This window comes from Capsulimonas sp. (genome assembly GCF_039929585.1).
Lineage (GTDB): Bacteria > Armatimonadota > Armatimonadia > Armatimonadales > Capsulimonadaceae > Capsulimonas.
This window is the reverse complement of the sequence record NZ_JBDSQY010000196.1, coordinates 1-11,861: the sequence shown is the minus strand read 5'-3', so window position 1 is coordinate 11,861 and position 11,861 is coordinate 1. Positions and strand designations below refer to the sequence as shown.

Annotated in this window: 12 protein-coding genes; 8 read left to right on the top strand and 4 right to left on the bottom strand. The window is 55.7% G+C overall.

Annotated features, from left to right (window positions below; all coding sequences use genetic code 11):
* Nucleotides 1–82 precede the first annotated feature (82 nt).
* A complete protein-coding gene (locus ABIZ35_RS14285) occupies nucleotides 83–352 on the bottom strand; it encodes a hypothetical protein (protein ID WP_348220588.1) in 270 nt (89 codons plus the stop codon).
* A 317-nt stretch (nucleotides 353–669) separates the two neighbouring features.
* Here ABIZ35_RS14285 and ABIZ35_RS14280 point away from each other — a divergent pair, with 317 nt between their 5' ends.
* The gene (locus ABIZ35_RS14280) at nucleotides 670–2,139 is read left to right on the top strand and encodes a hypothetical protein (RefSeq protein ID WP_348220587.1); all 1,470 of its coding nucleotides are present in this window, start codon (nucleotides 670–672) and stop codon (nucleotides 2,137–2,139) included.
* 386 nt (nucleotides 2,140–2,525) lie between these two features.
* Nucleotides 2,526–3,020: a DinB family protein gene (locus ABIZ35_RS14275; RefSeq protein ID WP_348220586.1), complete on the top strand. Its 495-nt coding sequence runs from the start codon at nucleotides 2,526–2,528 to the stop codon at nucleotides 3,018–3,020.
* On the opposite strand, the gene ABIZ35_RS14270 is transcribed toward ABIZ35_RS14275, so the two are convergent.
* From ABIZ35_RS14270 to ABIZ35_RS14260, 3 genes are all read right to left on the bottom strand, one after another.
* Nucleotides 2,984–3,814 carry a sterol desaturase family protein gene (locus ABIZ35_RS14270; protein WP_348220585.1) on the bottom strand — a complete coding sequence of 277 codons (831 nt, stop codon included), beginning with the start codon at nucleotides 3,812–3,814 and terminating at the stop codon, nucleotides 2,984–2,986. The genes ABIZ35_RS14275 and ABIZ35_RS14270 overlap by 37 nt on opposite strands.
* A 270-nt stretch (nucleotides 3,815–4,084) precedes the next feature.
* On the bottom strand, nucleotides 4,085–4,981 hold the full coding sequence (locus ABIZ35_RS14265) for a hypothetical protein (protein ID WP_348220584.1): 897 nt from the start codon (nucleotides 4,979–4,981) through the stop codon (nucleotides 4,085–4,087).
* Nucleotides 4,982–5,085: 104 nt separating this feature from the next.
* Nucleotides 5,086–5,445, bottom strand: coding sequence for a HEAT repeat domain-containing protein (locus ABIZ35_RS14260; protein WP_348220583.1), 360 nt, complete (start codon nucleotides 5,443–5,445; stop codon nucleotides 5,086–5,088).
* A 495-nt stretch (nucleotides 5,446–5,940) separates the two neighbouring features.
* Here ABIZ35_RS14260 and ABIZ35_RS14255 point away from each other — a divergent pair, with 495 nt between their 5' ends.
* The 6 genes from ABIZ35_RS14255 to ABIZ35_RS14230 form a co-directional block, all read left to right on the top strand.
* A complete protein-coding gene (locus ABIZ35_RS14255; protein ID WP_348220582.1) occupies nucleotides 5,941–6,189 on the top strand; it encodes a hypothetical protein in 249 nt (82 codons plus the stop codon).
* Nucleotides 6,190–6,247: 58 nt separating this feature from the next.
* A complete protein-coding gene (locus ABIZ35_RS14250) occupies nucleotides 6,248–6,769 on the top strand; it encodes a Rieske (2Fe-2S) protein (protein ID WP_348220581.1) in 522 nt (173 codons plus the stop codon).
* A 219-nt stretch (nucleotides 6,770–6,988) separates the two neighbouring features.
* Entirely contained in the window at nucleotides 6,989–8,371 is a 1,383-nt protein-coding gene (locus ABIZ35_RS14245; protein ID WP_348220580.1) for an NAD-dependent succinate-semialdehyde dehydrogenase, read from the top strand.
* 45 nt (nucleotides 8,372–8,416) lie between these two features.
* The gene (locus ABIZ35_RS14240) at nucleotides 8,417–9,058 is read left to right on the top strand and encodes a general stress protein (protein ID WP_348220579.1); all 642 of its coding nucleotides are present in this window, start codon (nucleotides 8,417–8,419) and stop codon (nucleotides 9,056–9,058) included.
* A 292-nt stretch (nucleotides 9,059–9,350) separates the two neighbouring features.
* Nucleotides 9,351–11,288, top strand: coding sequence for a methyl-accepting chemotaxis protein (locus ABIZ35_RS14235; protein WP_348220578.1), 1,938 nt, complete (start codon nucleotides 9,351–9,353; stop codon nucleotides 11,286–11,288).
* Nucleotides 11,269–11,861: chemotaxis protein CheW (locus tag ABIZ35_RS14230; RefSeq protein WP_348220577.1), on the top strand; the 593-nt coding region annotated here is incomplete at its 3' end. The genes ABIZ35_RS14235 and ABIZ35_RS14230, both read left to right, overlap by 20 nt.

Genomic DNA, 11,861 nt, shown 5'->3' with positions numbered 1-11,861 from the left:
GAAAACAAAATAGAGACAACAAAAAAACACCCTGAGAGACTGTCGATGTCTCTCAGGGTGTTCGATTTCGCGACTGCGGCGTTTAGCCGCCGGAGCCAGCGGCGGGACCAGGTGCTCCGGGAGCGCCTGGGGCGCCCGGGGCGCCGGAGGCTCCGGGAGCGCCGGCCGGTCCGGGAGGTCCAGGGGAGCTGGGGACGACGACCGTCGTATCCCGCGGCGCGGGAGCGGCGGGAGTCACGACAGTTGTATTCGTATCCGGCGGCGGATTGTCATTGCATCCCGACACCCCGACCGTGACAGCGCCCAGCATCAGGGACGCCCCCACCAGACGCAGCAGAATTCCATTTCTCATATGCATGCACTCCTTAAAAGAGATCAAAACAATTCTCCTGAGCTGAAGTGCTTCCCAGGAAAATCGTAATGCTGGGATATACCCGTGCGCCTGCTCGCCGAAACACTCACCTAAATGTTGTGATGATAATTTTTCGAAACAATAATTCTAGCTGTCTTGACAGATTTAGGAAAATCGATTAAGATGATGATCTAGTCTTCTATAAGAATTGACGTAAGGATGCTGTCGGTTCATTTGTGTTGGCTATGGCGAATATCAAAGCTTTGCAATGTCAGAGTGGTTCTACTAAGAATGTAGATCAGAAACCAGGAGACTCTATGAAGTTAAAGCAGCAGTTACTGTGCGCCGTGGCTCTGGCGCTTGTCAGCAGTCAATCGCTTTCGGCTCAGACCGTCAATTGGAAGGGCCATATCTGGAATGTCAACAACGGTTCACTCATTGGCGACGGGTCCGCAGGCGGACAGATCAGCGGCAGCTCGGGCAATGTCACCATCGACAGCAGTGGATATCTTCATCTGAAGATCAGCGGGTCCGGATCGACCGCCAAGGGAGCGGAGATATACACTTCGGATAGACTGGGGTTCGGAAGCATTTACTATGTGCTCAATGGGTCTATCACTTCCATGCAGAAGAGTGTAGTCCTTTCTGGTTTTACGTACGGCGCGGCGGCTAACGTTGGCGTGGACGGCGAGAACGAACTCGATGTTGAGTTTTCCCAGTGGAACGGAACGGCCGGAAACATTAACTCGGATTTCACTTTCTACCCAAACACGGGGCAAGGGGCTCTCGGAGCCTCGTATGAAGAAAACTTCCTGCTCAATTTGGGCGGAAGTACGGTTAACACGGTCCGTATCGATTGGAGCTCCACGAAAGTGACCGCGAGTATTTGGGCGGGACTGGTCCCGCCGACGGCGTCCACGGGTACGGCTGTGAAGAGCCACACTTATAATGGGAATACAAACACCATTCCACAGTCGGCGTGTCCGATGATGTTCAATTTGTGGACCTTCGGCGCGTATCCCACGCAGGCGCTCGACATCACCGTTCAGGACTTCCAGTTCATTCCCCAGGGCTCCAGTCCGACCACCTACAACATTGCAGCCAGCGCCGGCGCCGGTGGAACGATCAATCCGCCGGGAACGATTGCTGTGAACTCGGGCGCCACTCAGGCCTTTACCATTACTCCCAGCGCCGGTTATTCCATCGCGTCGGTGGTGGTGGATGGAACAAATCGCGGCGCCATCGGCAGTTACACATTTTCCAACGTGACCGCGCCCCACGCCATCAGCGCCAGCTTCAGCCCATCCGGCGTGGACAGCAATATCGCTCCCATCGGAACGGGGTATCTCTGGTCTAAAAACACTACGGCAGCGTCCAACGCCAATCGGGCTGTGAGCGCTGTCGTCAATGACAATAATTTGACGAGCTTTGTTGTGGTGAACCCGGCGGGGGAGGGCGGGACCGCCAAGTGGGAAGGCGCGGGCGTCGTGTGGTCCACGGCTAAGACAATCAGTTCGGCCAAAGTCGTCAATGGCGGCGACGACGGTTACGGGAACGGTTACTTTCAGGCGAACTGCAAGCTTCAGTTCTCGACGGACGGGAGCACATGGACCGACTCGGGGTGGACAATCAGCCCCAGCTACCCGAATAGCAGCGTAGCCTTCGGCAAAACGTACACCTTCAGCGGAACAGCTAAGACGGGCGTGATCGGCGCCCGCATCGTGGGGCAAACCGGCGCGAGTTCCTGGAGCTGGTCCGTGAGTGAGACACAGTTCATCGGGCATTAAAGCGAGTCCGTCTCACCCACGGAAGCCCGCGCAAAAACGACCCAAGAAGAAGCCCTGGCGAGGAATATCGTCAGGGCTTCTTCACGCTGATGCGTTCCGTCCGGGCAGGATTCCCACAGCTGGAAGCAATGGGCTAGTCAAAGGGAAGTCAGCTCAAGCAGACTGGAGGACGCCGACAAGCGCCACTCCTAATCTTACAGCCTGCTTTAGCTTGCTTACCCCTGTAGAACACTGCTTCCAGCTGTGGGACGGGAGCGAGAGAATGAGTGTAACAATTATCAGTCACACCCATGCGTTCCGTCCGGGCAGGATTCCCACTCTCGCAAGACGAATCTCATTCCGACCTTCGCAACAATCCCATTCCCATTTATTCAGGAGTCTTCCCTATGTCACGTCTCGAACTTCACCGTCAGTCCTTCGAACATGAGAAAGACAGTAACCAGAAGATGCTCGCCATGATCGGATCCGTTCCGGACGCCAACCGAGGCGACGCCCGGTTCCAGCAAGCCGTCACGCTCGCCGGTCACTTGGCGGCCTGCCGCGAAAACTGGCTCGATTACATGCACAGCGACGGCCTTCAACAAGCGGCGTGGTTCGACAAGAGCTGCGACCTCGCTACACTGGCGCCGCGCTTCGTCGCCCTTGAGGCCGGATGGACTGACTACCTCGCGCGTCTCACCGAAGATCAGTTGCTCTCGAATTTCGAGTTCAGCGTCGAGGGCGCCGGAACCTATAGCCTGCCAACTGAAGGGCAGATCGTGCAGCTATTCGGCCACGCCTCCTACCACCGAGGGCAGATCGCGCTGCTGGTGGACCAGCTTGGAGGAGAAACAGTCGACACCGACTACATCTTTTGGCTCGTGCCGGAATCCGCGGATTGACTTTCGGCAAGGCTCACCGTGAGGCTAGGTATATGGCTGAGTTCGTCCACTATTGCCATGGCCGGGAGCCGCTCATGTGTCTCGCTGGCTTGCTCTTTTGTAACAGGAGGCTGGAAGGTATTCCCCAGGACATCCAAAAGGCTCAGAATTCCCGCATAGTTCTGGTTTCCGCATTTGGGCGTGTGGTGCAGTCGGTGCAGCCTTGGGCTGGCAATGATCTGGGTGAACCAGCCGTATTCGAGATTCAAGTTAGAATGAAGCAGGACCGTGTAGATCCTCTCCAGCACCACCAAGAACACGATGGGTTTGAGATCGATCCCGAGCAGCATCGCCGGCAGATTGGCGCCGACGATGATGAGCAGGAAATCCACCGGGTGCTGGCGTGAGGTCGCGCTCCAGGTCATATCCACGAGCGTATGGTGAACGCGGTGAAACTTCCAAAGAGACGGCAAGGTATGGGATAAGCGGTGAAAGACATAAACCCAGACCTCGGCCAAGAGGAGCGCCGCCGTCGCTTGCAGCCAAAACGGCTGGCGCCCCACAAGCAACAGCCATGGCTGAGGCAAAAACTGCCTTAGAAAGAAAGCGATCTCGTAGATAATCCCTGCGGCAAGCCAGAGGCCGAACGATTGATAGAACCACAGCGAGGCGAGGTCTTTGAGCTTAGGCCGAGCCGCTCCGTCGCTCTCGAACAATTCCTCAAGCGGCCAAAAGACCAAGGCGCACACGGCCACGAAGCAGAGGCCGCTCACGCCGACCCCTGCCAACTGGTGAAGAAGCAATTCCATTGGCATGAGTAGGCTTAATAGCCACTGACGACGGTACGGCCGCCACGACTAACAGTCGCTCCATTTGCAATCACTTGATAAGTGCAGGCAAACGCGATAAGTCCCACAACGGAGACAGCAATCAAGATCACCATTCTTCGACGATTCATCATAAACCCTCCATGTCACTAGTAACGGCTTCCCATTAAGTTTCGTTTCGTCGTAACCAAAAGAATTTTTGCATCCTCGAATTTACGCTCGTTCAGGCTTAATCCCGCAGAGATTCTTGCTGCGGAGCTATTGAATTGCTGCGGCAAGTCGTGACACCAGTTCATCCGGAATACGCCGAGATAACAAGCTGATTTTCCCTAGCAGACGATGTCGAAGTTCTTCCGAAGGCGGGGGAGCCACGTAGACACGATTGATCGTGGGACGCCATTGCGCTAAGGCATCCAGAACAGCAACGTCCGCAGAACCGATTTCGAGTGCGGAGAGCAGAACATTAAGTGCAAGCCAGGGTGGGAGCCGCAAGGTTGCAGCGGCGAGATTGACTGCTGCGTTTGCTTCAGGGCGGCGCGCCCATAATTCCATCAGCAAATCACTTTCATAGTCGAAGACATGACGATTGAGAAGTTTGGTAGCGGTGCGCCTCACGCCTGGACGATCGTCGATTAACGATTGCAGCACGATTGGGCGAGCACGATCGCCATCTAATGTGGATAGAGACTTGAGTGCTGATTGCGCCTCTCGCGATGATCCATCGAAATACGGAATGAGAAGGTCGAAATCCCCCGCCTTTCCAGTTTCGCCCAATCCAGAGACTGCGCCTTCCTGATGCTTCTGCCCTTCTTGCAGAACCGCGCGATAGTGAGCTGCGAAATCGACATCCCCAAAGAATTGGCGCAAGTGATAACGCGCGCAAAGACGCACGGCCCCGGAGGAATCCGACATGGACTTCCAAAGGGCATCTGCGGCATCCTGCGCAGTCGCCGCGACGCTCGCCCTTAGCGCGTCGGCCCGAAGCTTAGGCGCTGGATCTGAAAGAAACGTCCGACGCAGTGCGGCGGCTTCCATCGGTGCGCTTTCACGCAAGATTGGCTCCCAGCGCAGCGCCCATTGCCGGACGATTATATCTTGGTCACCAGAAACACGATCGATGACCTGCATGTTCGGAACAGGGACAACGCCGTTCAAAACACGACACGCCTCGCGCCGGACGACTGTTTTTCCGGAATCCAGTATGGCGACGAGCGCAGCTTGTCCAGGCTCCCCCAAGAGCATACGATGAATAGCCGAAGTCAAATCCGACAAATCGCTGCGGCGCCCATCCGCCAATCGCCGAACGAGCGCCTCACGTTCGCGAACGTGAGGCAATATCGCGAATCACGCAATCGCTCATGAACGGCGGCGATGGCGAGTTCCCGTACGGGCTCCACCCAATCCGTCGTCCTCCAAAGGAGAAACGGCAGTTCATCGCCACTGTCGATTTCCGAAAGTCCTTGAACAGCAGCATGTCGGACAAACCCATTTCCATCCGACGCCATCGCGCCGAGCAGCCAAGCTCGGTCCGCGCCTTCGGGAAGCGACGGCAAAGAATACGGCGTATTGGCCCGTGCGTGCTTCGAGCCGTCGGTGGCTAGCAGAATATGGCTGAACATGGAGTTCCTCATTTACAGCGACAGAGCGGAAAGGCGTTGATATGGCGGAACTCTGATTGCGCCGAAATGCCGTGGACAAGTTATGAGGATGAGTATAAGCGAAGCGAGAGGAACAAACTATCCTCGAAATGGCCAGTTGTGAGGAAATTTCCCTAAGAACGACGATGTCGAAGAGAGCCACGATGAAAACGCCATGATATCGCAGCGGCTTCGGGCGGTAGAAATACAGAACATCTTGTCAACCATGCCACAAACCGCCAAACGGCGGACGGCGCTAGCCTGTCACCCGCGTATACTTTGGGATACATGTATTGAGGATGCCGGCTCGGATGCCCTTGAACTCAATCTTCAACTCAGCTCAGTTCCTCAAATGGCTCGTCGACTCATCGAAGCAGGCGCCGATAGGCTGGTGCTCTTTAACCGATTCTATCAGCCGATTTCGACGTTTGGAATCTGCTTACGGAGCCTCACATCGTTCTGAGTGACCATCATGATATGCGGCTGCCGCTTCGGTATATCGGGCTGCTCTATGGGCGTCTCGACGCAGACTTTGCGCTGACCAGTGGCGTCCATACCCACGAAGATGTCGTCAAAGCGATCATGGCCGGCGCCAACGCAGCCATGATGGCGTCGGAACTACTGGAGAACGGCGTGGCTTGGATCGGAACGATCAGTAGCCACGTCGGCATATCGGCTGAAACGCAAAGCATCCGGCGTCATCCGCTCCGGCCGTATCAAGAATAATCATGCTCACGCCTCTCGCCTCAGGAATTGCGATAGGCTCCGAAAGGAACGATTTGAAATGGCTCCAGAACATTTAGATTCGCAGAATTTACTCAATCGACGTCAAGTACTCACATACGCCATGGGAACCGGGCTGGTGCTGATTCTTCCGATGCTGCCGAAGCAATCTGAAGCCGTCACGGACCCGTGGATCCCCGCTGGCAGGGCTGGGCGTTTTAAGATGAATCAAGCTCGCCGGGTCCTGCTGCTCAGCGGCGGAGTGGTCTATATCACGCGGATCGGTCCGAATGAACTCACGGCGTTATCCGCGCGATGCCCCCACCAGGGATGCGCGGTCAACTGGGATAAATTTGGAAATCGATTTGTCTGCCCATGCCACAACGCTACGTTCTCATCGACAGGGACAAACACGCGCGGCCCGGCGCGGAGCCCTCTGACGGCTATCCCCACAATTCAAAAGGGGGGGCAGGTGTTTGTCAGCGCCAAAACACCTAACTCAGATATGCCGATACGCACGGAAGAGAGACGACTGCTCTCAAGGCGGCTGGACATACTCTCCAGAGCTGGAGATGGATCATGAACCGAGAGCAAAGCCGAATATGCGCGCTGCCTCATCATTTGCGGCATAACATTCGTTCACAATCGGCCACTTCGTGGATGTATCTCAAAACGAAACACTTTATACTCAGACGGTAATGTGGGTAGTCGCATCCATCGTGTGCAAATGGCGAAGACGATCATTCGCGATGTCAAGACTTGTGCGCCTAGCACCATATATTTTCAAGAAGAGGACGAGACCATGACTTATCAAAGTGTGAATCCCTATAATGGCGAAACCCTGAAGACGTTCGACGAACTCACTGACAGTCAGCTCGAAGCGGCAATGGAGACCGCCGCGACATGCTTCGAATCCTGGCGCAACATCAGCTTTGCGGAGCGGGCGGTCGTGGTTTCGAAAGCGGCCGAGATCATGCACTCACGAGTGGACGAATTCGCCCTGCCAGTAGTCCTTGAAATGGGCAAGCTCGTCGATCAGGCTAGGGGAGAGGTCACGCTCAGCGCGGACATCATCCACTACTATGCAAAGAACGCCGAGCGCTTTCTTGCGCCGCGTCGGCTCGAACCGAGTTCGGGTGAAGCCGAAATCACAAGCAATCCGCTGGGCGTTATTTTCGGTGTGGAGCCGTGGAACTTTCCCTACTACCAACTCGCGCGCTTTGCCGCGCCGAATTTGATGGCTGGCAATGTTGTGATGGTGAAGCATGCAGGGTGTGTTCCGCAATGCGCCATCGCCTTTGAGGATCTGTGGCGGGAAGCGGGAGCGCCGGCGGGCGCATATACCAACCTGCTGATCTCGTACGATCAGGTCAATAACGTCATCGGCGATCCACGGGTCAAGGGCGTGGCGCTGACCGGGAGCGTGGAAGCCGGGAAGATCGTCGCCGCACGGGCAGGTCTCAATCTTAAGAAGTCGACTATGGAGCTTGGCGGAAGTGACGCCTTCATCGTCCTTGAGGACGCCGACCTTGACAAAACGGTCCAGTGGGCCGTCTGGGGCAAGATGAACAACACGGGCCAGTGCTGCGTCGCGGCGAAGCGCTTCATCGTCGTTGATGAAGTCGCCGACCGCTTTCTTGAAAAATTCCAGATGGCGTTGCGAGCGCTGAAACCTGGAGACCCCATGGATCAAGCGACGACGCTCGGACCGCTCTCCACGGAATCCGCCCTGATCACGCTGCTGGATCAGGTAAGCCGAGCCGTCGATAAGGGGGCCACACTCGTGATGGGCGGCAAACGGATCGACCGGCCGGGCGCTTTCATGCAGCCGACGATCCTGACCGATATCGAGCCTGACAATCCGGCCTTTCGTGAGGAATTCTTCGGCCCAGTCGCACTTTTCTTCCGAGTTAAAAATGAGGATGAAGCAGTAGCCCTCGCCAATGATTCGGAGTTCGGGCTGGGAGGATCGGTATTCACGGCCGACATCGCAAGAGGGAAATGCGTTGCGAATCGAATCGACACCGGAATGATGTTCATCAATCATCCGACCTGGACTGCGCCGGACTTGCCGTTCGGCGGCGTCAAGAATTCCGGCTACGGTCGCGAACTCTCCAGCATGGGTATCCAGGAGTTCGTGAACAAAAAACTAGTGCGCGTCGCGTCGATTGACGCGCCCGCATAAACGTTCCTTCCCCATAGCAAGCGAACGAAATTCGAGGTTGTTACGATGAACAGTACAATACCCGATCCGAGCATGGCGGCAGTCGAAGCCTGCGTCACCGTAGCGGCGGTTCACTCCACCCAAGATGAGGCGGAGGAGGCCGTTCGCCGGCTTGCCGAAACGGGTACTCCGATCCGGCATATCTCCATTATTGGGCAAAACTTCGCGACAGACAAAGATATACAGGGATTCTATCGCCCAGCGGATGCAGCGCTGGACGGCGCGGAAACAGGCGCCTGGTTCGGTGGTTTCTTTGGGCTAATGGCGGGTGCGATGGGCTTCTTCGTCTTTCCAATGCTGGGCGCCGTGACGGTGCTCGGACCGATTGCGGGGCTGATAGCCGGGGCAATCGGCGGAGCGGGATTCGGCGCGCTGGTCAACGCGATGGTGGTCGCCGGCATTCCCAGACACAAAGCGCTCAAATATCATCATCGCATTGGAGCAGGTGAATTTCTGGTGATCACTCACCAGATGCCGGAGACGGTGACCGGAGCCATGACCATAGGAGGCCAAACCTATTTTGCAAACCAATTTAGAGAAGAATGGCGCGGCAAGCGCCGCCAAAAGCTTCAGCTTCCGAACCAACGCGGCGCGTCTGCGAGAAAGGGAATTGCGCTTTCGACAGATGGCGAATACGGTGTTGAATGACCTGCTGAAGAAGTCCATGGTTAGAACAAAATGTAGACAATATTAAACTATAAATAAATCAAGGTGTATGTATGGTAGCGCCTTAGACGATGGCGTGAGCATTTTTTATTCATCTAAGCAATACATTATATTCACCAGGATTAGTGGAATAATCAGAATGAACGCACCAAACAGAGCAGGAGCCCTCGTGTCGCAGAACGGTGTAACGTCTTCCTAAGCCTCTTTTACTTATTAATGCGGCTGTACGAACATAGGTTTGTATCTCGTAGCAACTCATCCTGGAGAAAAACACATGGCACTCGCCAAACGAGCAACGACGACAACAACAACAATGGCCGAACCCAGTCGTTTTCTGCGACTTGGGCATGACGGCGATGCCGCCAGCAACCGCGACGTGGAGGTCCAGCGGCGTAAAGCGCGGACCCTTGCAAAGCAGCAGCAGGCATCGGAGCGTGTCGCTTCCGCAACCAATGAGTTAGCGAGCAGTATTGCCGAAGCATCGACCGCCGCAGAAGAGCTTCAGCGGACGATGGACCAAATTGCCTCAGGCGCTCAGGAAGCGTCGAGCGCCTCCGTGGAATCTCAGGCGGCAACGGCGCTCGTCGGAACATCCCTTGCGACCACCCAGAAAAATGCGGAAACTTCCCTCCAGAAAACTCAGGCCCTGCAAACTCTGATGCAGACCCTGGCTGCGGAGGTCGCCAACACCGTTACCGCTGTCGGCGTCGCCGCCGACCGGCAGTCCGCTTCTGTTACGATGATGATTGAATTGGACCAACAGGCCGCCAACATCGGAGATATCGTTAAAGCTGTCGGTCGCATTGCCGATCAGACGAACCTGCTCGCCTTGAATGCGGCGATTGAAGCGGCCCGCGCCGGCAAACACGGCAAGGGCTTTGCCGTCGTTGCTGATGAAGTTCGGACATTAGCCGAAACGTCCGAACGAAGCGCGCAGTCTATTCAGGAACTAGTTCGGCAAATCCAGGGAGACGTTAAGACTATCGCTGAGGCGATCAACCGATCCAGTGAGACAGCCAAGAGTGAAGTTGAAAAAGGCGCGGTAATTACTGAGCAGTTGGAGCAATCCCGGACGGACATGATCCTGATGTTCGAAGGTGCGCAGGAGATCCAGCGTTTGGCCAGAGAGGCAAACATCGCCTGCCAGGAAGCCGAAAAGGGCGCGGAGATAATCGCGACCGCCGCAGAAGAACAAGCTTCTGGATGCGAAGAAACGGTACAGATGGTCCGCCAGCAAACTACGGCTCTGGAAATGGCTGAGCGCGTTGCGCAGGATCTCGCAGGCGTCGCCGAAGATCTCAAGAACAGCACCAATATCTCAAAAAGCGCCGAAGAAGTTGCCTCCGCCGCCGAGGAGCTTGCGAGCTCCACACAGGAGATCAACACGGCAGCGGTTCAAATTCTTACTGCGCTTGAACAGATCAGTCAGGGAGCCCAGCAGCAGGGCGCAGCGGCGCAAGAGTCCTCCGCCGCGAGCAGTCAGATTGAAAAGGCCGCGAGAGTTGCGGAAGATAACGGTAAAGCTGCGTTGGAGAAAGGAGAGGCGCTTACGATTGTCCTTAAAGATGCGCGCGCCAGGGCAGAAGCGTTGATCCACGGGGTCACATCATCTCTCGAGGAGAACATCAACAGCCGAGACCAAATCAACAACCTAGAAACCGTTAGCCGTCGCATTGATAAGATCGTCGATACCATCGCTACGGTTTCAATCCAGACCAACATGCTTGCCGTAAACGGAGCAATTGAAGCAGCCCGCGCCGGCGAGTTTGGCAAGGGATTTGTCGTTGTCGCGACCGATATTCGCAATCTGGCCCAGGAATCGGCCGAGAATGCCGACCGCATCAAAGACATGGTCAAGGCCGTTCAGGACCAGATTAGCATTGTGCGGCGCGATCTCGAAGGTATCGCTGTGACGGGCGCATCCGAAGTCGAGAAGACCAAGAGCATTACCATTAATCTGGAACTTGTCGAAACCGACATCGCCGAAGTGCTGAAAGGCAGCAAAGAGATTGTCGATGCGGCCACTCTGGTGAGTCTGGCTCTTAGCGACATCAAGGTCGGAGTTGAACAGATCGCCGCTGCGGCGACTCAGGCGGATCAGGCGGCGGCGCAGGCCACTGAAGCCGGACGCCAGCAGCTGCAAGTCGCCGGCGCCATGAGCGCCGCAATCGAAGAGATTTCATCCCTCGCCGATGAGCTGCAAAGCAGTTAAGAGAAAATCAATGGAAATAACTGATAACGGCCAAGCAAAATCGGCAAAAGGTCGCCGAAATCCGCTTCGCTCGGAAGTCACGGATGAGTTTCTGGCGGATGACATCGCGATTGCCGAGGGCGCCGATGTGGTCGGCGCCAACCTCGGCGCGGCAGTCGATGGGGACACCGAGGAAGACAATACACGGCAATTCGTCACGTTTATGGTAGGCGATGAGGTATTTGGCCTTCCGATCGTGGAAGTCCAAGAGATTATTCGCCTCACCGAAGTCACAAGAGTGCCGTTGAGTTCGCCAAATCTGCAAGGATTATCGAACCTTCGAGGCAAAATGCTGCCGATCATTTCCTTACGTCGGATTTTCGGCTTTCCAGACGGCGAACATGACGACGCGACTCGCGTACTCGTGATACAACATGAGTCGCTTCTCGGTTTTGTCGTCGATCAAGTATCCAGCGTGATCAGTGTTGAACTCGGAAAAATCGAAGGCGTAGACGGCATCAGAACGACCGTCAATACCGAATACCTATCCGGGATCATCAAAAGCGCCGGCGGCAAAATGGTGATGATCGTTAA